This is a genomic window from Leisingera aquimarina DSM 24565 (assembly GCF_000473165.1).
Lineage (GTDB): Bacteria > Pseudomonadota > Alphaproteobacteria > Rhodobacterales > Rhodobacteraceae > Leisingera > Leisingera aquimarina.
In genome coordinates, this window is sequence record NZ_AXBE01000011.1 from 165,064 (window position 1) to 189,243 (window position 24,180).

Annotated in this window: 21 protein-coding genes and 2 tRNA genes; 9 read left to right on the forward strand and 14 right to left on the reverse strand. The window is 58.5% G+C overall.

The genetic code is table 11. The annotated features are described in order from the left end of the window. Nucleotides 1–8: 8 nt before the first annotated feature. Nucleotides 9–803: a maleate cis-trans isomerase family protein gene (locus tag AQUI_RS0100825; RefSeq protein ID WP_027255852.1), complete on the reverse strand. Its 795-nt coding sequence runs from the start codon at nucleotides 801–803 to the stop codon at nucleotides 9–11. Next, entirely contained in the window at nucleotides 803–1,945 is a 1,143-nt protein-coding gene (locus AQUI_RS0100830) for a M24 family metallopeptidase (protein WP_027255853.1), read from the reverse strand. Before AQUI_RS0100830 ends, AQUI_RS0100825 begins: the two co-directional genes overlap by 1 nt. Before the next feature lie 126 nt (nucleotides 1,946–2,071). Here AQUI_RS0100830 and AQUI_RS0100835 point away from each other — a divergent pair, with 126 nt between their 5' ends. Together AQUI_RS0100835 and AQUI_RS0100840 are read left to right on the forward strand one after the other, a co-directional pair. Then, entirely contained in the window at nucleotides 2,072–2,947 is an 876-nt protein-coding gene (locus AQUI_RS0100835; protein ID WP_027255854.1) for a LysR family transcriptional regulator, read from the forward strand. A gap of 79 nt (nucleotides 2,948–3,026) precedes the next feature. After that, complete coding sequence (locus AQUI_RS0100840; protein ID WP_027255855.1) at nucleotides 3,027–4,199, forward strand: IS5 family transposase; 1,173 nt, start codon at nucleotides 3,027–3,029, stop codon at nucleotides 4,197–4,199. A gap of 122 nt (nucleotides 4,200–4,321) precedes the next feature. On the opposite strand, the gene ehuA is transcribed toward AQUI_RS0100840, so the two are convergent. From ehuA to AQUI_RS0100875, 7 genes are all read right to left on the reverse strand, one after another. Next, entirely contained in the window at nucleotides 4,322–5,137 is an 816-nt protein-coding gene (gene ehuA, locus AQUI_RS0100845) for an ectoine/hydroxyectoine ABC transporter ATP-binding protein EhuA (protein ID WP_027255856.1), read from the reverse strand. Beyond that, nucleotides 5,137–5,805, reverse strand: a complete 669-nt coding sequence (gene ehuD / locus AQUI_RS0100850; RefSeq protein WP_027255857.1) for an ectoine/hydroxyectoine ABC transporter permease subunit EhuD — start codon at nucleotides 5,803–5,805, stop codon at nucleotides 5,137–5,139. The genes ehuA and ehuD overlap by 1 nt, the downstream gene beginning before the upstream one ends. Before the next feature lie 3 nt (nucleotides 5,806–5,808). Continuing rightward, complete coding sequence (gene ehuC, locus AQUI_RS26625; RefSeq protein WP_245596813.1) at nucleotides 5,809–6,411, reverse strand: ectoine/hydroxyectoine ABC transporter permease subunit EhuC; 603 nt, start codon at nucleotides 6,409–6,411, stop codon at nucleotides 5,809–5,811. A gap of 133 nt (nucleotides 6,412–6,544) precedes the next feature. Continuing rightward, nucleotides 6,545–7,393, reverse strand: coding sequence for a transporter substrate-binding domain-containing protein (locus tag AQUI_RS0100860; protein WP_027255858.1), 849 nt, complete (start codon nucleotides 7,391–7,393; stop codon nucleotides 6,545–6,547). A 221-nt stretch (nucleotides 7,394–7,614) separates the two neighbouring features. Beyond that, nucleotides 7,615–10,071: a GcvT family protein gene (locus AQUI_RS0100865; protein ID WP_027255859.1), complete on the reverse strand. Its 2,457-nt coding sequence runs from the start codon at nucleotides 10,069–10,071 to the stop codon at nucleotides 7,615–7,617. 18 nt (nucleotides 10,072–10,089) lie between these two features. Further along, a complete protein-coding gene (locus AQUI_RS0100870) occupies nucleotides 10,090–11,271 on the reverse strand; it encodes a M24 family metallopeptidase (RefSeq protein ID WP_084294171.1) in 1,182 nt (393 codons plus the stop codon). Nucleotide 11,272: 1 nt separating this feature from the next. After that, entirely contained in the window at nucleotides 11,273–12,055 is a 783-nt protein-coding gene (locus AQUI_RS0100875; protein ID WP_027255861.1) for a maleate cis-trans isomerase family protein, read from the reverse strand. 164 nt (nucleotides 12,056–12,219) lie between these two features. On the opposite strand from AQUI_RS0100875, the gene AQUI_RS0100880 reads away from it, so the two are divergent. Next, nucleotides 12,220–12,960: a GntR family transcriptional regulator gene (locus AQUI_RS0100880; protein ID WP_027255862.1), complete on the forward strand. Its 741-nt coding sequence runs from the start codon at nucleotides 12,220–12,222 to the stop codon at nucleotides 12,958–12,960. Nucleotides 12,961–13,599: 639 nt separating this feature from the next. Next, nucleotides 13,600–14,577 carry a lysozyme family protein gene (locus AQUI_RS26630; RefSeq protein ID WP_051371718.1) on the forward strand — a complete coding sequence of 326 codons (978 nt, stop codon included), beginning with the start codon at nucleotides 13,600–13,602 and terminating at the stop codon, nucleotides 14,575–14,577. Between the two features lie 588 nt (nucleotides 14,578–15,165). On the opposite strand, the gene AQUI_RS0100900 is transcribed toward AQUI_RS26630, so the two are convergent. The 3 genes from AQUI_RS0100900 to AQUI_RS0100910 all read right to left on the reverse strand — a co-directional run bounded on the left by AQUI_RS0100900 (nucleotide 15,166) and on the right by AQUI_RS0100910 (nucleotide 18,389). Further along, the gene (locus AQUI_RS0100900) at nucleotides 15,166–15,681 is read right to left on the reverse strand and encodes a hypothetical protein (protein WP_027255863.1); all 516 of its coding nucleotides are present in this window, start codon (nucleotides 15,679–15,681) and stop codon (nucleotides 15,166–15,168) included. A 189-nt stretch (nucleotides 15,682–15,870) separates the two neighbouring features. Then, entirely contained in the window at nucleotides 15,871–16,233 is a 363-nt protein-coding gene (locus AQUI_RS0100905; protein WP_027255864.1) for a DUF2958 domain-containing protein, read from the reverse strand. Nucleotides 16,234–17,216: 983 nt separating this feature from the next. Beyond that, entirely contained in the window at nucleotides 17,217–18,389 is a 1,173-nt protein-coding gene (locus AQUI_RS0100910; RefSeq protein WP_027255855.1) for an IS5 family transposase, read from the reverse strand. Nucleotides 18,390–18,519: 130 nt separating this feature from the next. On the opposite strand from AQUI_RS0100910, the gene AQUI_RS0100915 reads away from it, so the two are divergent. From AQUI_RS0100915 to AQUI_RS26635, 5 genes are all read left to right on the forward strand, one after another. Then, a complete protein-coding gene (locus AQUI_RS0100915; RefSeq protein ID WP_027255865.1) occupies nucleotides 18,520–18,843 on the forward strand; it encodes an H-NS histone family protein in 324 nt (107 codons plus the stop codon). Nucleotides 18,844–19,104: 261 nt separating this feature from the next. Continuing rightward, the gene (locus AQUI_RS0100920; protein ID WP_035919418.1) at nucleotides 19,105–19,827 is read left to right on the forward strand and encodes a hypothetical protein; all 723 of its coding nucleotides are present in this window, start codon (nucleotides 19,105–19,107) and stop codon (nucleotides 19,825–19,827) included. A gap of 172 nt (nucleotides 19,828–19,999) precedes the next feature. After that, nucleotides 20,000–20,075 (forward strand) — tRNA-Met (locus AQUI_RS0100930). Nucleotides 20,076–20,077: 2 nt separating this feature from the next. Beyond that, nucleotides 20,078–20,164, forward strand: a tRNA-Leu gene (locus AQUI_RS0100935). A 474-nt stretch (nucleotides 20,165–20,638) separates the two neighbouring features. Then, nucleotides 20,639–22,147, forward strand: coding sequence for a Fic family protein (locus AQUI_RS26635; RefSeq protein ID WP_035919419.1), 1,509 nt, complete (start codon nucleotides 20,639–20,641; stop codon nucleotides 22,145–22,147). A gap of 191 nt (nucleotides 22,148–22,338) precedes the next feature. Here the strand turns inward: AQUI_RS26635 and AQUI_RS0100945 are convergent, their stop codons facing one another. Together AQUI_RS0100945 and AQUI_RS30490 are read right to left on the reverse strand one after the other, a co-directional pair. After that, entirely contained in the window at nucleotides 22,339–22,611 is a 273-nt protein-coding gene (locus AQUI_RS0100945; protein ID WP_027255867.1) for a hypothetical protein, read from the reverse strand. 504 nt (nucleotides 22,612–23,115) lie between these two features. Next, the gene (locus AQUI_RS30490; RefSeq protein ID WP_156916733.1) at nucleotides 23,116–23,268 is read right to left on the reverse strand and encodes a hypothetical protein; all 153 of its coding nucleotides are present in this window, start codon (nucleotides 23,266–23,268) and stop codon (nucleotides 23,116–23,118) included. Nucleotides 23,269–24,180 lie beyond the last annotated feature (912 nt).

Sequence of the window (24,180 nt, forward strand, 5' to 3'; positions counted from 1 at the left end):
CGAGCGCCTTAGATGGTGCTTTTCAGCACGCGGCCAGGGTGTTTAAAAATCTGGCCGAAGCCCTCCAGCTCATCCATGATGCCGGCCCGGCGCAAACAGGACCACATCTGCGCCTGGTTCGAGGTGATCACCGGCTTGCCTGCCGCCTGCTCAATTTCCTCAACCACTTCCAGCGACCGCACGCCGCCGCAGCTGAGGAAGATTGCATCGGCCTCCGGCTGGTCGATTTCCAGCGCGAATTTCTTCCAATAGGCAGGCGTGACCAGCCCCATGTCCCATCCCTGGGCAATGTTCAGCCCCTGAATGTCCAGCACGTCAAAGCCACGCTCGACCAGGAATTCAGCCTCGGCGGTGTTGATCTCGTCCAGATACGGCGTACCAACCACCAGCTTTTTCGCACCCAGTTCATGCAGTGCGTCCAGCACCCCCTGCACCAGGCACATCGGCTGTGCCCAGGGCGCGCCCTTATGGATTTCTTCAAAAATCCGTTGCTCACCGATCACGATGGAACCACTGGTGCAGCTATAACTCACCACATCTGGCTGTGCTTCCGGCTGAATGCGGGACGCCGCATCCGCCATGTGTTCGATATGGCGGGACAGGGTTTCGTTGGTTGTATAGTCGTCCGTCTTCAGGCGGGTGATGTGCACGCCCACACCCTCGGGTGCCATATCCTTGAAGTCACCCTCTGCCGACGGGTCCGTCGACATCAGGATAAAGCCCAGCTTGGCACGGTGGTGCCGTCCCTCGCTCAATTCCGGAGTACGGGGTTTGGACTGGATGGTTTGGCCTGGTTGGAACATTACAGAATAACCTCTTCAACGGATTTCGGATGCTGGGTCAGCGGCTCCCAGCCATCTTCGGTAATGATAAAGCTATCCCCGACCTGGGCCCGGAAGGTATCAACGGAAACAGAGCCATCCACTGCCAGCACCATGCCCGGCTGAATGATGGTGGTATCGCCCGTGACCAGTTGCGGTGCCTCAAGGAAGCTGAAACCGGTCGCCCGCCCGCAGCGGAACGGATATTCATAACCCGCGCCTTGGATGACTTCCGCGTATTCGGCGTGAATGCTTTCGGCCGTCACACCGGGGCGCAGGGCATCCAGCGCAGCTTTCTGACTGGCCACGGCCACCTCATAAACCGCAACCTGCGCCGGATCGGGTTCGCCAATCCAGAAGGTCCGGTCAAACCCCAGCTTGAAACGGTGGAAATTGGTCATACCGCAGAAACACAGGAACACCGGCTCCCCCTGGCGCATGATCCGGGTCGAGGCCCGGTGATGCGTTTTCACAATGTCCTTGCCGGATGCCATGATTTGCAGGAAATGCGTGTTGGGCGACATATCGCCGTCATCGTAATGCGCAGTCAGCAGCTCTGCCGCCTTGCGGGTGCCCGCCTGCGACGTAGCAATCGCCACTTCGAACTCTGGCACGCCGTCGCCAATTACTGCGCGGCCTGCGTTCATCATCGCTGTCGCCACCTGACCAGCATGGCGGGCCAGTTGTAGCTCTTCCGCCGATTTGATCATCCGCATGCCGTTCAGGATTGGCGTGACGCTGGAGATCTTCTCAGCATCCACCAGATCATTCACATAGGAACGCACCAGAGGCGGCATGTGGCCGGGCTCAATCGCCACCTTCGTCGCGTTTTTGACCGCACCCGGCAGTTCTTCGCGCCACTCGTTGCCCATGCCGTCATTCCAAGCCGCAATCCGGCCCACCCGGGCGGCTGCCTCGGCACTGTTGAGATCGATGGTCGGGGTGATCAGCAGCGCGTCACCATCTTTGGGGACCACCAGAATAGTCGGACGGCCGAACTCCATATGCAGATAGTCATAATACCCGGTCAGGTAATAGACGTTGTCGTCATCGGTGATCAGCGCAACATCAATGTTCGCATCAGCCAGCTTGGACTGCAGACGGTTCAATCGTTCGGTGAACATGCGGGACTTCCCCTGTACAAATAGGCCCTGTGCAGCCGGGCGTTATCTTAAGTTTCAAATGAGCTTATTGCCGGAAACCCAGTTTTCAAAATGACTTCTCTTATCAAGTTATGATAACCGTCAGTTATGAAAAACTATCGCAGCACGCTCCCGCCGCTGGACTACCTGTTGTTCTTTGAGACGGTCGCCCGCCACAAAAATTTCACGCGCGCAGCGGAGGAGCTGAATGTCAGCCAAGCGGCTGTCAGCAAACGTGTCAAGTTTCTGGAAAGCTGGCTGGGGGTAGAGCTGCTCACCCGGAACGGGCGCAATGTCGACCTGACCAAAGCCGGGCATAAGCTGGCTGCAAACGCCTCTGAAGCGCTGGAGTATCTGGCATTGGGCATCGGCCAGTTGCGGCAGGGCAGCCATGACAAACTCTCGCTCGCCTCAAATATCGCAGTTTCGCAGTTCTGGCTGACACCCCAAGTCAATGAATATCTGCTCAGCCATGATGCCGTGCCGGTGACCGTTACCGCGTCCAACAAGGAATCGGACATCCTTAACCAAGAGCACGATATTGTTGTCTACTACGGCAGCGACATTCCCTCAGGTTGGGAAGGCGTTGTATTGTTCGAGGAAATCTGGCAGCCCTTGGCCGCGCCCGGCTTGATCGCCCAAGCCCCTGACTTTTCTGCCAGCACCTTGCTGGATTTCGAGAAACTGGCGTTGAAATGGATCAATTGGCCCGACTTCATCGAACAGTCCGGGCACGCGGAACTGTCCGCGGTGCCGCGGGTCAACCTTGGATCTTACGGCAGCTCCCTGGATGCCGCGATCCGGGGCAAGGGCATCGCCCTAGGCAGCGCCGACGTCCTGAAATTTGAAATCGAAGCCGGACGTCTGGCCCCTTTGGAGGGCTACAAGCTCAACACCGGGCGCACCTATTTTGCCATTTGGCGAACCGGCACACTATCCCAACGCACCCGCGATCTGCTGCGGGACGTTGGGATAGATCTTTAGCAGGCTGCTGAAATAGTTCCGCCTCGACAGCGGTTTGAGAACATGATTCACCTTCTGCAGGGTAACGGCGGGGGTGATGATGCGCGGGACGGACGAGACGAGCGGGTCGCTGTTCAGCTACGTGGATCTGGAAGAGCGCATCCCGCCGAGACACCCGCTGCGCAAGATCAGACAGGTGGTCAATGACGCGCTCGCCAGTCTCGATGCTGAATTCGAGGCGCTCTACACCGATTTCGGCCGCCCTTCGATCCCGCCGGAGCGGCTGATCCGTGCGAGCTTGCTTCAGATCCTGTTTTCGATCCGATCCGAGCGGCAGCTCATGGAGCAGCTGAACTACAATCTGATGTTCCGCTGGTTTGTCGGCCTCGGGATCGATGATCAGGTATGGGTTCCGACCGTGTTCACGAAGAACCGCGACCGGCTGCTGACGACCGAGATGTCGCGCAAGGTGATGGCGGCGATCCTCGCCCACCGCGAGGTTGCGCCGCTGCTGTCGGACGAGCATTTCTCTGTGGATGGCACCTTGGTGAAGGCCTGGGCGTCGATGAAGAGTTTCCAGCCGAAGGCAGAGGCCAGTCCGCCTGACGATGATGGGCCGGGTGATCCGCCCGCCCCGGACACCACCCCCGAAACCGAGCCTTCCGATAGCCCCGCCGAGACCGATCCGATGCCCCGCAATTCCCACCGCCGCCGCAATGCCGAGGTCGACTTCAAGGGCGAGAAGCGCTCCAACGCCACCCACGTATCGGCCACCGATCCGGACGCACGGCTCTACAAGAAATCCCCCGGCACCGGGGCCATGCTGTGCTTCATCGGGCATGCGCTGATGGAGAACCGCTCGGGCCTGGTCGTGCAGGGCGACCTGACCCAGGCCGACGGTCATGCCGAACGCAAGGCCGCTCTGGACATGATCCATCGCCATTCCCCTGGATCAACCCGGCAACTGACGCTGGCCGCCGACAAGGGCTATGACGCCTCCGGGTTCGTTTCCGACCTGCGCCAAGCCTGCGTCACGCCCCATGTCGCCCAGAAATCGAGATACTCCGCGATCGATGGCCGAACCACCCGGCATGAAGGCTACGCCCTGTCACAGAAGCACCGCAAGAGGATCGAGGAACCGTTTGGCTGGGCCAAGACAGTCGGAGGCATGGCCCAAACCCTGTATCGCGGTGTCGAGCGTGTCCGTTCGCGGTTCATCCTGACTATGGCGGCGAACAACCTCGCAAGACTGCCCCGGTTGCTGACCGCGTGACGCGGGAGAACGGCACCTGGCGCGAACGTCGAACGAGCCGAAAGACATGGTGATCACACGAACTAGCCCTGATGGCAGGACAGCGTTCCGACTCAGAGACTATTTCAGCGACCTGTTAGGTGTCAGACCGCTTCGCGCACCGCGCTCAGGAACTGCTGTGTCCGTTCCCGCTGCGGATTGCCAAACAGCTCGGACGGATGCCCTTGCTCTTCGATCTTACCGCCATAGAAGAAACAGACCCGGTCCGAAATATCGCGGGCAAACCCCATCTGGTGCGTCACCATCAGCATCGTCAGATTATGCTCGGACACCAGACCGCGGATCACGTTTGTGACTTCGCCGATCACTTCGGGGTCCAGCGCCGAGGTCACCTCGTCAAACAGCATCACCTTGGGGCGCATCGCCAGCGCCCGCGCAATGGCAACCCGTTGCTGCTGGCCGCCCGACAGCCGTGACGGGTGCTGATCCTTTTTGGCGATCATGCCCACCAGTTCCAGCAATTCTTCCGAACGGTCGCGCGCTTCGGCCTTGGGCAGGCCCAGAACCTGCACCGGCCCTTCCATGCAGTTTTCCAGCGCGGTCATATGCGGGAACAGATTGAAGTGCTGAAAACACATGCCGATGTCGACGCGGCGGCTGCGCAGATGGCGTTCGCTGGCCGGAACCAGCTTGCCGCCCTTCGGCATATGTGTCAGCGGCTTGCCGTCCACATAAATCACCCCGCTGTTGATCTGCTCCAGCGTCATCAGCATCCGCAGCACGGTTGTCTTGCCAGAACCGGACGGGCCGATGATAGACACCATTTCGCCGGCGTTGATATCGAGATCAAGATCATCAAGAACGGTCAGCGCACCATATGATTTACGTACTTTTCGAAAACTCACCATCGGTGTGTTGTCACCGCTCAGTTCTATTGGAAAACCTGACATATCCAGCATTACTTCAGTCCCAGTTTGCGGCGTACCCGCCCTTCCGCCAGCCGGATCAGACCAGCCGCAGGAAGAGAGATTGCGAGGAAGATGATACCCACCATCGTGAAGGGTTCGAGAAAGCGGTAGTGCTCCGACCCAATCGCGTTGGCGGTATGAATAAGTTCGGCAACCCCGATCACTGACAGCATGGGTGTGTCCTTGAAGATGCCGACCAGATAATTGCCCATGCCCGACAAAGCCGAAGGAATGGCCTGCGGAATGATGACCCGGCGGTACTTCTGTACCGTGGTCATGTTAAGCGCGATTGCCGCCTCCCACTGGCCTTTGGGCACACTGTCGATGCCGCCGCGGTAGACCTCGGACAGGTAGCAGGAATAATGCAGGCCAATGGCGATCATCCCCGACATCCACGGGCTGAGCCGGATGCCGAACTGCGGTCCGACATAGAAGATAAAGAAGATCTGCAGCAGCAACGGCGTGGAGCGGATGAATTCAACGAATTCGCGGACAACAAAAGTCAGCCCCCGGTACGGAGTGCGTTGGGCGATGGCCAGGGCCAGCCCCAGTACCAGTGCGATTGCATAGCCCGCTCCGGCCGCCAGCAGCGTGTTCCCGGTTGCCGAGACCAGTCGCGGCAGGATTTCCCAGGCGAATTCCCATTTCCAGTCAAACATGGATCAAGCCCTCCCCATTTTGCGCGCCATATAGGCTTCCAGCCAGCGCATGAAGGGCGTCACCATAAAGCGCGCCAGAACATAGTAGATGATCAAGGCCGCGCCAAAGGCCTGGGCGGACAGGAAGGTCGACCCATTGATCTGCTTGGTCTCAAACATCAGATCCGCTACCGAAATCAGCGAGACAAGCGCCGTCCCCTTCAACAGCTCAATCATCAGATTGCCCCAGGGCGGCAGCATGTTGACCAATGCCTGCGGCAGGATGATCCGGCGCATTCTTTGCGCCGGCGACATATTGATGGCAAGTGCTGCTTCCCACTGCCCCTTGGGGACAGACAGAATACCGCCGCGCACAAGTTCGGCCCCGTAGGCGCCGATATTCATGCCCACCGCAACATAACCTGCGGTAAACTTATCAATCGACACGCCAAACAACGGCAGAACAAAGAAGATCCAGTAGAGCTGAACCAGAAGCGAGGTGCCCCGGAAGATCTCGATATAGGTGACCGCGGACCCGCGCAGCAGCTTGTTGGAGGAAAGTTTCATCAGCCCCATCATCAGGGCGATGGCCACGCCGAGAACGGCCGCCAAAAAAAAACTGGGCAACCGTCATGCCGGTTCCGGCCAGCAGACGCGGCCAGTACTGGATAACGAATTCAAAGATATTCATAGTTCCGCTCTGTCATCTCGGGAAACGTGCAGGGTGCGGCGGGTTGCAAGAACCCGCCGCCTGGACGACCTAGCGGTTGCCGCAAACCCATTCTGCAGATTTATCACCAGGCAGATGCGAGGCGGTATAGCCGTATTCGGACACCGCATTCAGCATGCCTTCGGTGCCGATGTAACCGGCAAGTGCTGCGTTGAATTTCGCCATGAATTCGGAATCCTCATCCCGGAACCCGATGCCGACCCAGTTTTTGGTCCATTCCGGCAGCGCCGCCGGATCGGTCACCTCAAACGCGCCTTCGGATTGGTCCGCAAGGTACAGCGCCTCAAAATAGGTCAAAGCCGCCGCATCCGCACGTCCTGCCTTCATTGCCGCCAAAGTTTCGGTCGGGCCAGGCACCTGCATCATCTGCGAGTCTTCCAGACCCTCTTTGCGCGAGGCTTCTACAGTGTTGGCACCGGAATACATGATGAGAACAGAGGCGTCGTTGCTGAGGACATCTTTGTAGTTATTGATGTTCTTCGGATTTCCCGCAGGAACCAGAAAGGCGTCGCCCATGGAGCCGATCGGCTCGGAAAAGGCGATGTTTTCACAGCGGCTGTTCAGAATGTACAAACCGCCGGTGATCATGTCATAGCGGTTGGCTTTCAAACCGGGGATCAAGCCGCCCCATTCGGTCACCGTGGTTTCAACCTCAGTGTGGCCCATTTCAGCCAGGATGCCCAAAGCGATTTCGTTCACAAAACCCTTGGCATCGCCGTTCTCATCCGGAAAGCCCCAGATTGGAATATTGGAAAAGCCAATGCGGATCGGCTCGCCTGCGGCGATCCGGTCATCAATTGGCCCGGCAACAGCAGCCACGGTGCTGATTACCGTTGCAGCAACAGCGCTGCCAAGTGTCTTAAGTAGCTTGCAAGTCATAGGTTCCTCCCAGAAATTAACTTGTGTCTTCGGTTAAAGCTTGCCGTCTCTCCCTAGCGGCGCTGAACGCCCGTTCCCGCTCTCTGCCCGCCGTAAGGGACTGCATCTGGCCTTCGCGCTCAAAGTTCAAACCAGCCTATTGTCCCAAATGCACATCTCATAACGACCTTTCTTACCAGCTCATGATAACCAGCAGTTATGCACAATCGCTCCCCGCTCCTTCAGGCGCCGGACAGCATCCGTTTGCTATGCGGGTCGTAGAACGGGGTCAGGCTGACATCGGCCTCGATGCTTTGCCCCTCCACCAGGACCGTGAATTGGCCGGTCTCAACCGCTGCCTTGTCCGTTTCACCGTCCGGGAGGTTCAGCAGGCACAGGCCGACAGCCGCCCCGACGGTCTGGCCCCAGGCGCCGGCGGTCACATAGCCCGCAATCTTGCCGTCCCGCAGAACAGGTTCGTTGTGATGCAGCAGCGGCCCGGGGTCGCGCAGCTTGACCGAGCACAGGAACGGCCCCTTGTTTTCCGTCTTGCGCGCCAGATAGGCATCGCGACCAATAAACGGGGTGGGTTTCTTTGCCTTGCAGACAAACTCCATGCCCATCTGATGCGGCGCCTCGGTATAGGCCATGTCGTGGCCCCAGTGGACAAAGCCCTTTTCCAGCCGCAGCGCATTCAGGGCTTCACCACCGATCAGGCGGATGCCGAACTGTTCACCGGCCTGCATCAGAACTTCGAATACATGCTCAGCGAAATCAGGGGTGACAAAAATTTCCCAGCCCAACTCGCCGGAATAGGACAGGCGCTGCGCGAACACCGATGCGTGGCCGATGTGGAAATGCTGCAGGCTGTTGAACGGAAATGCCTCTTGCGACACGTCTGCATCGCTGACGGCCTGCAACAGCTCACGGCTTTTAGGCCCCATGATCCCCAGCACGCCATAGGCAGTTGTCGCATCGCGCAAGCGCACGTCTTCATCCGGCTGGATCAGGTCGCGCAGATGCAAATAGTCGCGCCGGGTGTGCGAGATCGAGCTCATCACCATAAAGCTGTCGTCGCCATGACGCGCAACCGTGACATCGCTTTCGATACCGCCCCGCTCATTCAGCATCAGCGTATAGGCGACGCGGCCATTGGGCATCTCCATGTTGTTGGTGCAGACCCGCTGCAGGAAACTTTCGGCGTCCGCGCCCTCGACCATCAGCTTGCCCAGCATGGTGTAGTCGATCATCGCAACAGCTTCGCGGGCGGCCTTCTGTTCCTCTTGCACCTGCGGAAACCAGTTCTGGCGGCCAAAGCTGTATTCATACTTCGGCTCAACGCCTTCGGGCGCGAACCAGCCGGGGCGTTCCCAGCCCTGGGCCTCGGTGAAACAGGCACCGCGGGCCTTCATAGGATGGTAGAACGGCGTGCGGCGCAAGTTGCGGACGGTTTCGCGCTGGCGGTTCGGCCAGTGCATCGCATAGGTCAGCACCAGGGTTTCCGGGCAGCGTTCCTGCAGATAAGGATCACGCGCCTGAAATTCCTCGCAACGCTTGGGATCCATTTCGCTGAGGTCGATCGGCGGGTGGCCGTCGATGATCCATTGGGCCAAGGCCCGGCCCGCACCGGAACCTGACTGGATACCAGTGGAGTTCACCCCGCCCAGCACAAAATAATTCGGGATGTCCGGCGCCTGCCCCAGGATGAAGCGCCCGTCATAGGAATAGCTTTCCGGCCCGTTAAAGAAGGTGCGGATGCCGGTTTCCTGCAGCAAAGGCACCCGGTTCATCGCCAGTTCCAGCACCTCCATCACGTCGTCCTCGACAAACGGCAGGCTGTCGAATTCAAAATCCTCTGAGATGCCCTTCATGCCCCAGGGCTTGGCCTGGAAATGAGCAAAACCGAACAGCAGTTTGCCGGCGTCTTCCTTCCAGTAGGTGCCGTCACAGTAGGAGCGCAGCACTGGCAGGTCACTGGGCAGATTATCAATCGCCTCAGTCACCAGATAGTAGTGCTCGCATGCGTGCAGCGGCACCCCGACACCGTTCTGGCGGCCCAGCTCCCGCGCCCACATGCCACCGCAGTTCACCACACAATCCGCGCCGATGGTGCCCTGATCCGTACGCACGCCTACGGCCTTGTTGTCGCGTGTCAGCACCTCTTCGACCTTGATGTTCTCCAGGATCTTGGCGCCGTGCATCCGCGCGCCCTTGGCCAGCGCCGTGGTCAGATCGACCGGGTTTGCTGAGCCGTCGCTGGGCATATAGATGCCGCCCAGCACACCGTCCGGGTTCATCAGCGGCCAGCGTTCCTGGATTTCGGCGGTTTCCAGGTAATGCGCCTCAATCCCGAACAGCGCCGCGAAATCCGCCTTGCGCTTCAGCTCGGCCATCCGTTCATCATTCACCGCGACCGAGATGGAGCCGGACCGCCGGTAGCCCGGGTTCTGGCCGGTTTCCGCCTCAATCTCCTCCAACAGCTCGATGCCGTATTTGGCAAAGGCAGTGGTGGCGTGGCTGCCCTGCAGCTGCCCAACCAGCCCGGCGGCGTGCCAAGTCGTGCCGCTGGTCAGCTGCTTGCGCTCCAGCAGCACAACATCGGTCAGCCCCTGTTTGGCCAGGTGATAGGCCACCGAGCAGCCGTGAATGCCGCCGCCGATGATGACAACCTGCGCGTGGGACGGGAGTTGCTTGGTCATTCTGGTGATATCCGTGGCTTATGTGATGATCGGAAGTTCACGCTCAGCGCGGCGCGACAGCAGTTCGGCGCCATCCTCGTGGATGACGATATTTTCTTCGTGCAGCATCATCTTGTTGCCGCCAAAGGCGAAGCCGGGTTCAAGCGTCAGCACCATGCCGGCCTCTATCACGGTATTGTCACCGGGCATCAGCGAGGGCCATTCGGTCACCTGCATGCCCAGCCCGTGGCCCATCCGGCCGATCTGATGGCCGCTGCAACCGCCCTCCTCCAGCACCTTGGCCATAGCGCCCCAAAGATCCGTGGTGGTGATACCGGGACGCGCGGCCTGCAGACCGGCCTCGGTTGCGCGCCAGGCAAGGTCATAGGCAGATTTGGCCGCATCCGTGGCATGGCCGAAGGCATAATTCCGGTCAAAGTCGCAGCTGTAGCCGCCCCAAAGGGAGCCGGTATCCAGCAGCAGCATGTCGCCTTCTGCGATCACCCGGTCGGTGGGCCGGTTGATCACGTCCGAGACCCCGCCAGCACCTGAACTGCCAACCAGATACGGCACGTCATCGGCACCTTTCTGCAGCAGGTCGATCTTGAACTTGGCAAAGGCCTGGCGTTCGGTATCGCCTGCCCGGATATGGTTCGGCAGGTCCTCAAAAGCGGCGGAGGCTATGCTGCAGATGCGCGCGATCTTGGCTATTTCAGAGGGTGATTTCACCATCCGCAGGCGGCGGACAACATCGGTTCCGTCGGTAATAGAAATTCCGCCCAGCCTGCCCTGCAGTTTTTGAAAGTCAGCCGCAGGCATCCGCACATGGGTTTCATGGCCCATCGGCAGGCCCAGGGTGCCGCCATTGGGCATCACCTCGCGCAGGGTATCGGCCAGCAGGGAAATGCCGTCGTCCTCCGGCTGCGGTGCCAGCCAGGTCCGGATATCGGAAATCCAGGTCAGCGACATGCTGGGGCCGCCGATTTCCGGGATCACCGCGATGGGGGCGCCGCTGGCCGGGATCACCACAAACCAGGGCCGCGTCGGGCTGAGCCAAAAGATGGTGTCGAACCCGGTGAAATAACGCACCTCGGGTTCTGTGGTCAGCAGCAGGGCATCCAGCCCGAGGCCCGCCATGATTTTCTGCGCCATCGCAGTCCGCTGCTCGAATTCGCCGGTCGAGAAGCCGCGCTCAGCGGCAGGATGCACGTCCGTCATCATCTTAATCCTGAGGCTTCAGTTGAGTGTGAAAAAGCATGCCCGCCCCGGCGACGCTGTCACGCACCCCGGCCAGCCGGGCAAGGTGCCAGGCGGTGACTTGATTGCTGGACAGAACCGGCTTGCCCAGGGCTTCTTCGGCTTCAGCGATAATGGGCAGCGCCCGCAGGCTGGTGCAGGACACAAATACACCATCGCAATCATCGCGCTGGCCGATTTCCTTGACCGCAGCCAGAATGCTTTGCGAGGAAATCCGGGCAACCTTGAAGTCATCCGATTGATTAAAGGTTCCGATCGCATTCACTTCGAACCCTGCCGCTGCGAGGCAGTCCCGCATCTCAGTGGTCACTTCGGGGGCGTAAGGTGTGATCAGCGCGATTTTTTTCACCTGCAGGGCTTGAAGCGCAGCCTTGCAGGCCGTCAGCGGATTGGTGATCTTTGCCTTCGGATGCACTGTGCGCAGTATGCGTTCCACCTGTGCTTCGCCAATCATCGTAGCGCCGGATGTGCAGCAATAACCGATTGCGCTGAATTCAAACGCCGGCGGCAGCAGCTCAGCCGCCGCCGGAAGATCGGCCTCCATCTTGCGCAGCGTGCCACATGTGACTTCCATCTCGTTCGGGATCCGCGCGTGGTACAAGGCGACATCATCTCGCCGTAAAAGCGCGGAAAACTCATGCTCAAGCGTCTGGTCGGATTGCAGCACGATCAGCCCGATCCGCGCCCTTGCGCCCAGACCGCCATCCGCTGCGAACTCCAGAGCCTGAATATCCGGCACCACGTTCATTCACCTGTCTCCAGAAAATTTCGGGCTGCAGCAGCCCCTCCCCACCTGCTTCGCCACCTTGCATTCTCTGGGTTCCCCATGCAGTCAGGTAACAAAACTCTCGACCACTGGTATATACCAATGTCCTGGTATATACCAAGGGAAAACTGTGGGACCTATACAGCATGAGTGAAAATAATCCGGCCGCAGAAAACAAAGTTCCTGTTTTTCAGAAAGTTATCGACCACCTGCGCGACGAGATCCGCAGTGGAAAGCTGCCCGAACATAGCGCACTGCCCTCTGAAAGAGCCATCGGAAAGCAATTCGGCATCAGCAGGATGACTGCCCGCCGCGCACTTTTGGCGGTTGAACAGGAAGGTCTCGCCTACAGTTCCGGGCGCCGCGGCCGATTCGTCTCTCCGCAGCGGCTGACCTATGACATCAGCAAGACGGTCAGCTTCTTTGCCCATGCAGAAAGCGGCGAACTTGGTCTTAAGATCGAACTGATCTCAAAACAGCTGACCCAGGCCGACGCCGCCCTGGCGGCCAAGCTTGCAGTGGCCGAGGGCGACGCCCTTTACAAGTACACACGGCTGTTTCTGCTCAAAGGGCACCCTGCCTTTGTAGAAGAGGAATTTGCCGTCGCGCATTTGTTTCCGGATCTTTTCAGCCATGACCTGCAGCAATCAACAACGCTGCTTATGGAGCGGGAATACGGTATGCCGCCTCATTCCGGCGACATTTCCATCCGTATGCGCGCATTGAATGAGGAGGAGGCAGGATTGCTCGGGTTGCCGACCTATAATGCAGGGATCGAGCTGGAACAGGTGATTTACGGATCGGACGGCAAACCATTCTGCTTTGGCCGCCAGATCTGGCGTGGCGAGCTCGCAGAATTCTCTGCACATGCCATCGTAACAGGGTAATTTGCAGTCAGACAGCGGCTTCTGATTGGCTTCTTCAAACTGCACATGCCCAACCCGGACCGCTTCGATCTTTATGATCGCCGGTGCGATGATGCCATTCGCGGCAGATGGCAGGAGGACCAATGTCTGCTTTCGCGGATCTAAGACAAGGCTTCGCGTTTGCAGAAAAAGACGGGTTCCCGCCTGGCCTCCCAATGCCCTCGCAAATGCAGCAAGGATTGCGCGCTTGCAGCGAATGTCAGGAAAGTCCCGCAGTGCGTGAGTTCGCCCCGAGAGTGACTTTGCTATCGCAGCGAACGGCAGGAAATGCAGACCGCGACGCAGAATTTTGAAGGCAGTTTGCGTGGTCGACCAATGACCAAAGCTGACTTCTGTCATGGGCAAGACCTGTCGAGCGCCGTTCTAACCGACCCTGCACGGCGCGGTGAAGAGCTATTAAACGATGTTCTGCATCACCCCCGCAGGCTAAGCATGTGAGGGAATTTAGGAGAAAGTGTGGACCACCGCAGGGGCTGGCATTTTGCCCCTGTCTGCGCTAGAAATTTTCCTGAGGTCAGCGACTTCAGGAGGAACCAGCCGCTCGGCTACCTACATTTCGGAGCTGTTTTCATAGGTAAACTGGGTCATGTGGCCAAACATATGAAAATGCGCACCGGCAGCTTACTGCGTGAGGTGTGGACCTTCTATGAGGACCGAAGGGCCGAATTGGGCGTTGCTGGCCCGAACCATCAGGGAGGGCTGAGCCAAAAGCCCGCCAACGAGGCGGCGCAAAGCGCCTCGATTTCCCTCTGCGGTCAGAGGCCACGGATTGCCCTTTCGGCCCTCCTGATGGCGCTCCTGGCTCCTGCGGCTGTCTCTGCCGGAGACTGGTCCAGCTCCGGCAGCTTCGACCTGAAAGAGACCACTGAAATCCGCGAAAGTCTGGCCTCGGCTCCGGCTTCCTCCCAGGGCGGCTGGAACTTCGCCACGAGGGAAAGTGAGTGGGTTGCCCTCGATGCTTTTGAACGCTCGCGGCCGGGAAAGCAGCCCCCTGCCCCGGCCACCTTCCGCCTTCCCTCCGGCTCCAATGTCGAGCAGCTGTTTGCCCTCATTGCATTTGCTGAAGCTCCCGGCGGCCGCTATGACGCGATCCATCACGGCGCCAAGGTGAAGCCCGGCAAGAAACCCTCGCAGATGACGCTTGCGGAAATCTACGCCTGGATCGACCGCACGCCGGGCCAGCCCCATGCCATCGGAAATTTCCAGATCATACCTTCGACTTTGCTTAACTTGCAAAAACGTCTCGGCCTGCCTGACGGAACCCGGTTCAGTCGGGAGACTCAGAACCGTATGGCCGCGCTTCTGATTTCGGACACCGGGTATCAGAAGTTCGCCGCTGGCCGGATTTCACGTTCCGCCTTCATGGACAACCTCGCGCGGATCTGGGCCGGCCTGCCGCTGGCGTCCGGCAAGTCTGCTTATCATGGATATGCCGGGAACCGCGCGACCATCACGCGGGCTTTCTACGGCAAGCAGATGGAAAGGATCTTTGGCTCCGAAACAGCGCGGATCACTGCAGCTTCTCCAGTGGCCCAAGCAAAACCAATGAATGCAGGCTGGACACGGCTCGGGCAATGATCCGGATCATAACCAAAACATCCCTGATTACCGCACTGGCATTACAGGAACGGGTTCAACTCTTCCAGTTTTATGTGGGCTTGAGACAGGCATATGGGAAGCCTTCATAACGCAAAAGGCGGCTTTCCGAGCTTCTGAAAGATGGCGCAAAATGCGATATGCAAGCGGCCGGTTAAGTGCCTTGGCCGCCCTGTTGATGAATTAATTGAGTGGCGGTATCTGAACTTGTTAGCCACGTCTCCAGACTGAGAACTGGTCAAGGCTTCGGAAAAACCCGCCCGATCTTACGCCGCACAAAAAGAGGCAATACACGCCCGCGAAAAGCCCTGACCAGACTCCGAAGATCGAGGCCCAGGATACGGTCAGAAAAAAGAGTCCGCCGTGCACAGTCAAATGCCCCTCCAAATCTCGGGATGCCCTGGACACATGCCGGGGCGGCTCTGACTGTAACAGGCTTTCGGTTAACAAATCCGGACGGGACTGCAGCCGCCCTGCGTTCCTCCCGGTTGAGGCTCTGGTGCCGGAATCTGCTGTTTCCAGCGCCTGCATTTTGGAGTAGATATCAAAGCTGCGGGGATACTTCCCGCCCTACCGCGCTTTGGCGATGATGCCATCTTTGCCAACAGCTGCGATGCTATCGGAAGTGCGGCGTGTCAAATCCACCCCGTCGGCGGAGATGCTGGCTTCAGCGAACTCTGTCTTCTTCAGCACAGATCCGTCTGCCTCCACCCACGTGGTCTCGCTGCTGCTTTCGCGGGTGATGGAACCATCATGGCTGATCCGGATCGAAATGCCCGCCACCGCAACCGATACTGAATCTTCCGTCACAAGAACCCCGTTCCAGGCATCCGGGAAATCGCGGCGCAGGACAATCTTGTCCTGGCGCAGCTTGATTTGCACGTCCTGGTCCGTGTCTCCTGCTGCGCTTCTGACCACAACAAAGGCTTCCTGTTCGCTTGGATCATTGTGAATACTCGCACTGGCATTCTTCGGCGGCCACACCTTCGGGGCTGCGCGCCGCGCGCCCTTCTGGTCCCGGTGGAAACCGATATAGAGTTGGGCAGAACGCCAGGTTTGGCGCAGAGAATTCACAAGTTCAGACATTGGGTATCAGCCCTCAACCGAATTAGCGCGCACCGGACCAAATCGGGTCCTCCTAGCGCTGCTAGTTTTGCTCAAGTTCATTGTTGCAGGCGTGCTGACTGACCTCGGCCAGTCAGCAGCCCAAAAGCTCATAGGGTATTAGCAGCACGGTTAGGGCAGGCCTTTACCCCATGCAAGACAAAGTTCAGCTTACGCCTGGATGGCACCGTGATGACGCGCCTCCCGTGCGTAATCCACAAGCGGTTTTGAGGGTGTCCAGTAAAGGTCGCGTTCGATCCTCAAGCCAAAGGGACCGCGGACTGCCACCAGTTCCGGGATGTACACGCTGCCCAGCTCAGGGCAACCCATACCCAGATCACATAGACCGAAGGCGAGGTTTTTGTCTTCAGGATCAATCTCGCTGATAAGCCAGGTTGCGGCGCCCCACGGCGTGAATAGCTTGACCACTGGCTGCCGCGACATGTCCTCAGCAATCTCCCCTGCTCTCTCCCGTGCCGCAATTGCCCCGTTCTGCAGCAGTTTCTCTAGTTGGCTTTTCATAAACAGGTTCATACCCAACGTCTCCTTTGTGTCATGGCCATCGGGAGGTCCCCTTTGGCTCTGGTTTTGAGCAGAGCCCTGCAAGGGCGCCGTCTCTAAAACCTGACCCGCTGGCGAAGCGTGGGGGGTAGCAACTGCAACTGGAAACCGATGGGAGTGGTGCGGCCCGCAGGCGCAGCCGAGGACACGGTCACGTCGGTTTCTGGTTGCGGGCGCGTGGGGGCAAAGCCCCCTCAATGCCTCTTGTCAAAGACTTTGCGCATGGCAATGCGCACCGCTCTTTTTTTCGATGGTTCGGCCACCTTGGGATTGGGCATTGACAGTTCGGGCAATGAAACCGCTTCCCCGACGGTCAATCAGCCCTCAAAGCGCGGATTTCCCCACGCCTGCACCAGACATTCCGGACCTGCTGGACGCTGACGCGGCTGGAGTAGAAGTTTCAGATGCCGCGCGCACATTGCGGCAAAACGACGGTCCTGCATTTGCCCTGCCATCAGGACACCGCCAAACCTCTCGCTTACAGAATATCACGCCAATACCAATAAGTGCTCTACTGGTCGGTCATGAGGTCAGGTCCCGGGTGTCCGCAGACTTGGTTCCAGCTCCAGATTGCACATCGCAAGCCGGTCTTCCTCTTGGCAGCCGAACCAGTTTTCATGAAGCATACCCGGGTTCGCTGCTATTGACACCAAATCAAAATTCACCACGGCGCGACGCGAGAATTATGCTAAGATGCAGGTAACGATAATTGGAGATGCTCCTGATCCCGGTTAACACTTGTTCGCAATTGAAGCCTTCTGATCCAAAATCAATAGCTGTCCACAACGGCTATGGATTTATGCATTTATGCTCGACTACATATGCAACCACTTGCCACTAACAGGTCGCTGAAATAGTCTCTGAGTCGGAACGCTGTCCTGCCATCAGGGCTAGTTCGTGTGATCACCATGTCTTTCGGCTCGTTCGACGTTCGCGCCAGGTGCCGTTCTCCCGCGTCACGCGGTCAGCAACCGGGGCAGTCTTGCGAGGTTGTTCGCCGCCATAGTCAGGATGAACCGCGAACGGACACGCTCGACACCGCGATACAGGGTTTGGGCCATGCCTCCGACTGTCTTGGCCCAGCCAAACGGTTCCTCGATCCTCTTGCGGTGCTTCTGTGACAGGGCGTAGCCTTCATGCCGGGTGGTTCGGCCATCGATCGCGGAGTATCTCGATTTCTGGGCGACATGGGGCGTGACGCAGGCTTGGCGCAGGTCGGAAACGAACCCGGAGGCGTCATAGCCCTTGTCGGCGGCCAGCGTCAGTTGCCGGGTTGATCCAGGGGAATGGCGATGGATCATGTCCAGAGCGGCCTTGCGTTCGGCATGACCGTCGGCCTGGGTCAGGTCGCCCTGCACGACCAGGCCCGAGCGGTTCTCCATCAGCGCATGCCCGATGAAGCACAGCATGGCCCCGGTGCCGGGGGATTTCTTGTAGAGCCGTGCGTCCGGATCGGTGGCCGATACGTGGGTGGCGTTGGAGCGCTTCTCGCCCTTGAAGTCGACCTCGGCATTGCGGCGGCGGTGGGAATTGCGGGGCATCGGATCGGTCTCGGCGGGGCTATCGGAAGGCTCGGTTTCGGGGGTGGTGTCCGGGGCGGGCGGATCACCCGGCCCATCATCGTCAGGCGGACTGGCCTCTGCCTTCGGCTGGAAACTCTTCATCGACGCCCAGGCCTTCACCAAGGTGCCATCCACAGAGAAATGCTCGTCCGACAGCAGCGGCGCAACCTCGCGGTGGGCGAGGATCGCCGCCATCACCTTGCGCGACATCTCGGTCGTCAGCAGCCGGTCGCGGTTCTTCGTGAACACGGTCGGAACCCATACCTGATCATCGATCCCGAGGCCGACAAACCAGCGGAACATCAGATTGTAGTTCAGCTGCTCCATGAGCTGCCGCTCGGATCGGATCGAAAACAGGATCTGAAGCAAGCTCGCACGGATCAGCCGCTCCGGCGGGATCGAAGGGCGGCCGAAATCGGTGTAGAGCGCCTCGAATTCAGCATCGAGACTGGCGAGCGCGTCATTGACCACCTGTCTGATCTTGCGCAGCGGGTGTCTCGGCGGGATGCGCTCTTCCAGATCCACGTAGCTGAACAGCGACCCGCTCGTCTCGTCCGTCCCGCGCATCATCACCCCCGCCGTTACCCTGCAGAAGGTGAATCATGTTCTCAAACCGCTGTCGAGGCGGAACTATTTCAGCAGCCTGCTAACTGCGATATCTGCTTTGACCGGGTACAATCAAAAACACAGGTGAAACATGACAATAGATATAAACGGCCTGAATGCAACTGAACTGGACGCGCTCGCAAAAGAAATCGAATCCCGCAAAGTGGAAGTGGAGAAAGAGGCCAAGCAAAACGCCTATTCCGAAATGCTGGCCATAGCAGACAAACACGGTGTGTCCTTCGAAGATGTGATTGCACTTCATGGCGGAAAGGGCCGCAAGTCCGGCACAAAGGCACCCGCCAAATACGCCAATCCAAAAGACGCATCCCAGACATGGACCGGCCGCGGGCGGAAACCGGCTTGGGTTCACGAAGCATTGAAAGCTGGCAAGTCTATTGAGGACCTTGAGATCTGAAGATCCTAAGCCTTGGTCGTGCCGCTCATTAAAACCATTAACTTCCTGAAAAGGAACGTGCGGCGGCTGTGTTCAGCCGCCGCGCAACATATTGGCCAGGCGAAAGAAACCAGCCCTGGGTTACCTTTCAGTGATAAGCCGACTTTCTGCGGCGCGGCCCCTCACTCCGGCATTCGCTGCAGGTGGGATGCCTAAAAGGTGGTGAGACCCCTCCGTGTGGACATAATGGAATAACAGCGCGGTCTGTGGCAACATCCCGGCATGATCAAATTCCGCACTATCGCAGATGACCATCCCGACCTTGCGCATTCTCCTTTGCTTCGGGGCGCTCTGATGACCCTGCAATATGCTCAGAAACACGGATCAATCGGTCTGACCAAAACGAAGGCGTTCAAGCGCGCCTTCGTCCATTGGGCCGTCGAGCATTTCGACTGGCCCGGGAAGAATGCAGAAGAGATGCTTCGTTACAACAAGGTGATCAACGAGTATGATTTTCCACCGCTCGAGATTCTTCATTTCCTTCTTATTTCCTTGCGCCTGGGGCGTCACTTCAAGGGTGAGTTTCGGCTAACCAAGCGTGGAACAGATCTCGCTCAAGCCCCTGGCCGCTTGTTTGCCGAACTAATCCCATACTTTGTGCTCCAGGTCGATCACGCTTCCTATGCACGCTTCAACGACCGCCCTTCTGGAAAATGGGACGTCTGGTTAAACGTGATAAACGTGGAGGCCGACCATGGCACGACCGAGGCTGCCTTGTTCAATACCCTCTACGATGAGTCACAAGACTGGCACACCGCGGGCTGGCGAAAGATGGCCGCGTTCACTTCTTGTGTGCTGCGGCCGCTCGAATGGTCGGGATTTCTGAACGGGACTCGCGAAGATGGCCCCGGCGCGGAGGTATGTCATGTGTTCAAGACCCGGCTCTGGCGCAGCGTACTCAGCCTTGACACCGACGGCATGCTGCGGCCGACCCCGGTTCAATGAAAGTGTTTTCAGAGACCCCCAATCATGGCGCTTGCGCAAGATCGGCCCAAACCGGAACTTGAACATGATCCGTGACGCCGCAGCGCAGCATCACCAAGCCGATGGGGTGGATGGCTCCTGCATGCTTCCTGTTGCAGCCCGGCTTACCTGACCATAACCTGCGCGAGTATCTGCGTGTGTAGCTCAACGGTTAGAGCAGAGCGCTCATAGCGCTTTGGTTGGGGGTTCAAATCCCTCCACCCGCACCAGAGCCCGCGTGGTGGAATAGGTAGACACTGGAGACTTAAAATCTCCTGACCACTTGGCCGTGCCGGTTCGTGTCCGGCCGCGGACACCACAATCCTTCAAATGGCAAGATGAACTGCGAGACAGCTGGAAAACAGGAAAAAACTCGATGGGTGCTAAAGCGCCCTGCCCTGCTCTGTCTACCGGCCCAATTCCCACTACTTCGAGCGCGTGGGCGGTGTCCCACTAACCCCCCGCCCTACTTCCACTACAAGGACTTCGTAGCAAAGCAGACCGACAGGGACAGAAGGGGCACCGTAAAGTTTGTGTGGTTGCCGCCGGTTACATGGCACGACATCGCTCAACTCGAAGCCGTCTGAACATAAAAAACCAGCCCGGATTTTGCGCCTCGTCGGTTAACTTTTCGGTGCCCAGGCGGCGGATGCAGTGAGGAAATTCGACAAGATGGTACAATTAGTGAAGAAAAGCGACGTTCAGTGAAGGTTTTCGACACGGATGATCTTGCTACGCAGGTGAGGGAAATCTAAGTTTCGCCCCAGCTGGTGACAGATTTCGAGGCACGGTGATGAATTTCTATGGGCGTAAGCTTCCCGGCCCGGGCCGGATTGCTGGATATGGCTGGCTGGTCAGCGAGCTCGGCCTTCGCGTGCCGATGCCACGCCGCCTGTCTCTTGTTTCCGATCGCCACGAACGACGATCCGAGCCGGAGTGGGAGATATTCCGATCGCAGCAATGGCCGGGTGAGACCGTGTTCGAGCACCTTATGTTTGCCATCAAGAACGAAGGCATTGATCTGCGGATCATGCATGAAACCACCAGGGTTGCGGACTCTTCCGAAATCTCCCGGGCCTTGGAAGGAACGACCGGCCTCCTGGCGCGTCGGCTTTGGTTTTTCTGGGAATGGCTGACGGGCGAGAAGCTGGCCCTGCCTGATCTGGGGAAGGTGAAGTATGAGCCAGCGCTCGATCCGGACATCTATTTCGCCATAAACTCCGGAGAGCGATCGGCGCGCCACAAAATCATCGACAACCTGCCCGGCACTCCGGCCTTTTGTCCGCTCGTGCAGAGATCTTCGAGGCTCGACCGGCTGATCGCGCTTAAATTGCCGGCTCGGGCAAGGGAGGTCGCCGAAAAGGCGCCGCACCATATCGTGTCGCGCGCCGCGGCCTTCTTGCTGCTGGACGATTCCAAGGCCTCCTTTGCAATCGAGCAGGAGAAACCCGGCCCCCAGCGCGCCGCCCGCTGGGCCCGTGCAATCGGAGAGGCGGGAAGCCACCAGCTATCGAAAGGCGAGCTTGAGCGCCTGCAACAGATTGTCTTGCAAGATGCGCGCTTCGTGAAGATGGGTGTGCGAAAAGAGGGCGGATTTATCGGTGGTCACACCCGCGACGGAAATATCCCGGAGCCGGTGCATATAAGCGCCCGTCATGAGGATCTGGCAGACCTTCTGGACGGAATTGCGCTCTATGAAGCACGGGCTCTCGAGGGCGGCGTTGATCCAATGGTGGTCGCGTCTGCGGTGTCGTTTGGCTTTGTCTATATCCACCCCTTCGAGGATGGAAACGGTCGTCTTCATCGGTATCTGCTGCACCATGTCTTGGCCCGTGGCGGGTTCAATCCAGCGGGCCTGGTCTTTCCGATCAGCGTCGTGGTCTACCGGCGCATCGAGGAATACAGCGAAGTTCTAAAGTCTGTGTCGGGGCCGATGATGGAGTTCATCGACTGGAAGCCCACTGCCCAAGGAAATGTGAAGGTCCTGTCAGACACGGCGGTGTTTTACCGCTTCTTCGACAGCACCATGCATGCCGAGTTCGTCGCTGATTGCGTCAGAGAAACGGTTGAGCAGGATCTCCCCAAAGAAATCGACTACATTGAGCGCTATGACCGGTTCAAATCCAGAGTCGATGAGATACTGGATTTGCCGGCACGCATGGTGGATCTGCTGCGAGGATTTCTGGAACAAGGCAATGGCAAGCTATCCAGGCGCGCCTTGCGCAAGGAATTCTCGGCACTGACCGAAGAGGAAGTCGTCCTCATCGAAGAGGCCTACGAAGCAGCCTGGTCTTCCGAGTGAATTCCTCCATCCCAGCACAGACTATCTAGATCTGCACGACCGGGCTACAATCTCGTTTCATGTTTCTTCTTCTGAACCGCCCGGGGAATCGCGGTTTAGAAAGGCTTTGATGCTGTGTGTGCCTCTGCAAATATTGAAGACCAGAAATCAGGATCCCGCCATGGCTGCGCCAGAAGTGGCACAGTGTCGTTTCAAACACAGCTAGGTCGAATGCGGCACGGGAAGCTGAAGAGCTGGCCCGTTTTGCTGACATCCAGCAGCCAGTCCAACTGGGCCTGCTCATCAAAAAAGTCTTCAAGCCTGACCTCGTAGCCGATCGTGTCCCGCTGATCAGGTATCCCGAAAGCCTGAAAGCGCAAGCCCGTCAGCCCTGTATCTGAACGCAGATCATCCTCTTCGCAAGCGAGGAGAGCGTAGACCTCCCCTGCCCCCCTTGCCGGACAGGAAGAAGCCGATGTGACCATTGCCCGCGCTCCTGTAGGCGGCCAAGCTCGCATCGCCAGGCAATGGCAGCCGGACCCAATTGTCCCCGCCGTGCCGCGGTGCGGGCTGATCTGGATGGTCGAAAACGGCGGTATCGATGTAGCGTTGCCAGAAGGTCCTGTTCACTGCGCAGCGGCTTGCGGCCTCCGGGTTCGAATTCGCCCCTACAGCAAGCGCTTCACCGCTTTGAACTTCAACGACCGACCAATCCGGCGCCACAAGAACGGTCTGCCGGTGGCCCTCCGTTCGGAAGGGAATGCTGGGCACAACAAGCCTCTCTCCCCCGACGCCGGTCCAAATCTGAAACTCAACCAGGGCGAGACGCGCCCCCTGCCCCCGCAAATGGCCGGCAATAGAGGTGGCACGCGACCGTAAGCGTGGCGCACTTCAGATAAGTAAGCCTGACCCACAGGGCCGGTCGCAAAAAATTGATATCCGGAGCTTCAAGCATCACGAAATCTCACATTTGAACAACTGGGTTCAAGTTACTGAATTTCAACAAGATAAACATCACCCGTCATCTCGGTGCCGTTCAATTTTTGGGGAAAATTGGAAGGAATGTCGGGCACGGCCGCAGGCTGGGTGCCACCCGGGCAACCCTCCTTTTCCGATTCATAGATCGGGCGTTGGATCATCATTTTCGACAGGTCTTGCCGCACTTCCGAGCGCCAAGGTGTAACTCTCGGGATAAGGCGGATAGATTAGATCGCCTGATCGGACCTCAAAGTTTCCACAATCGCCGAGACCAATCAACTCTTCGACGATGAGATCCCCCTCTTCACCCCAGAAAACTCCCCAATTTCCGGTGCCCAGACATCAGGATCGGCAACCGACCACTTTTCCTAGACATCCTCCGGCGCAAAGAGGATCCTGCCACTGGGAGCTGATACGATTACCTCCTGCTCCTTGCCGGCAATATAGTTCCAGCTCCCGCTATACTCGCGCTCAGCACCTCTGGCCGCGTCTCCTCTACATCGGGGATGCAACTCTCTCTAGAGGAGACGCGGCACAGCACGAACGCCACCGATGGCTGAGCATCGTTTCGGTCCGCAGATCTCGCTTGGCCCGCGCGTAGTCGCAGGAGATGCCGGATGGCCATTCGGGACCTGGACCAGCATTCATAGGGCCGCGGATCGAGTTCGAGCACCTCCCCTCTGGAGAGGCGCCCGTAAAGCTGCACGCAAATCGATCTCTGATCATTCACCAGTCTGGATGCGGATCGACACGGAAGCGAAAGCTGCTGGCTACCGGATGGCTCGTAATTGCCCACCGGGCAATTCTTGAGACTCGCGTCTGCACATGGCTCCATTCCGGTACCAAGGCCTACGGGTTATTATCAGCTCTGCAAGTTGTCCACCGGGCAACTGCATCCGGCTGGCACGCAGCACGTGTTGCCGCTCGTGATCCAGCAAGGCTTCACCTGAGTTAAAGGTCGCCCACGAGAGCAAGTCATTCGTGGCCAAATCTCCGCGAGCAGTTGGTGTTGTGGCATCGCATATCTTTTGGAAGCACAGGTCTCAGCCGTATTGACCTGGCGGAGGTCTGAGTGT

What these genes read in the sequence shown, in the direction of transcription:
- AQUI_RS0100880 (WP_027255862.1), top strand. Translation starts at nt 12,220, where the DNA reads ATGAGTGAAAATAATCCGGCCGCAGAAAACAAAGTTCCTGTTTTTCAG.
- ehuD (WP_027255857.1), bottom strand. Translation starts at nt 5,805, where the DNA reads ATGTTTGACTGGAAATGGGAATTCGCCTGGGAAATCCTGCCGCGACTG.
- AQUI_RS0100865 (WP_027255859.1), bottom strand. Translation starts at nt 10,071, where the DNA reads ATGACCAAGCAACTCCCGTCCCACGCGCAGGTTGTCATCATCGGCGGC.
- AQUI_RS0100830 (WP_027255853.1), bottom strand. Translation starts at nt 1,945, where the DNA reads ATGTTCACCGAACGATTGAACCGTCTGCAGTCCAAGCTGGCTGATGCG.
- AQUI_RS0100840 (WP_027255855.1), top strand. Translation starts at nt 3,027, where the DNA reads ATGCGCGGGACGGACGAGACGAGCGGGTCGCTGTTCAGCTACGTGGAT.
- AQUI_RS0100860 (WP_027255858.1), bottom strand. Translation starts at nt 7,393, where the DNA reads ATGACTTGCAAGCTACTTAAGACACTTGGCAGCGCTGTTGCTGCAACG.
- AQUI_RS0100915 (WP_027255865.1), top strand. Translation starts at nt 18,520, where the DNA reads ATGACAATAGATATAAACGGCCTGAATGCAACTGAACTGGACGCGCTC.
- AQUI_RS0100900 (WP_027255863.1), bottom strand. Translation starts at nt 15,681, where the DNA reads ATGTCTGAACTTGTGAATTCTCTGCGCCAAACCTGGCGTTCTGCCCAA.
- AQUI_RS26630 (WP_051371718.1), top strand. Translation starts at nt 13,600, where the DNA reads ATGAAAATGCGCACCGGCAGCTTACTGCGTGAGGTGTGGACCTTCTAT.
- ehuA (WP_027255856.1), bottom strand. Translation starts at nt 5,137, where the DNA reads ATGCTGGATATGTCAGGTTTTCCAATAGAACTGAGCGGTGACAACACA.
- AQUI_RS30490 (WP_156916733.1), bottom strand. Translation starts at nt 23,268, where the DNA reads ATGATGATCCAACGCCCGATCTATGAATCGGAAAAGGAGGGTTGCCCG.
- AQUI_RS0100905 (WP_027255864.1), bottom strand. Translation starts at nt 16,233, where the DNA reads ATGAACCTGTTTATGAAAAGCCAACTAGAGAAACTGCTGCAGAACGGG.
- AQUI_RS0100835 (WP_027255854.1), top strand. Translation starts at nt 2,072, where the DNA reads ATGAAAAACTATCGCAGCACGCTCCCGCCGCTGGACTACCTGTTGTTC.
- AQUI_RS26635 (WP_035919419.1), top strand. Translation starts at nt 20,639, where the DNA reads ATGAATTTCTATGGGCGTAAGCTTCCCGGCCCGGGCCGGATTGCTGGA.
- AQUI_RS0100825 (WP_027255852.1), bottom strand. Translation starts at nt 803, where the DNA reads ATGTTCCAACCAGGCCAAACCATCCAGTCCAAACCCCGTACTCCGGAA.
- AQUI_RS0100910 (WP_027255855.1), bottom strand. Translation starts at nt 18,389, where the DNA reads ATGCGCGGGACGGACGAGACGAGCGGGTCGCTGTTCAGCTACGTGGAT.
- AQUI_RS0100870 (WP_084294171.1), bottom strand. Translation starts at nt 11,271, where the DNA reads ATGATGACGGACGTGCATCCTGCCGCTGAGCGCGGCTTCTCGACCGGC.
- AQUI_RS0100945 (WP_027255867.1), bottom strand. Translation starts at nt 22,611, where the DNA reads ATGGTCACATCGGCTTCTTCCTGTCCGGCAAGGGGGGCAGGGGAGGTC.
- AQUI_RS0100920 (WP_035919418.1), top strand. Translation starts at nt 19,105, where the DNA reads ATGATCAAATTCCGCACTATCGCAGATGACCATCCCGACCTTGCGCAT.
- AQUI_RS0100875 (WP_027255861.1), bottom strand. Translation starts at nt 12,055, where the DNA reads ATGAACGTGGTGCCGGATATTCAGGCTCTGGAGTTCGCAGCGGATGGC.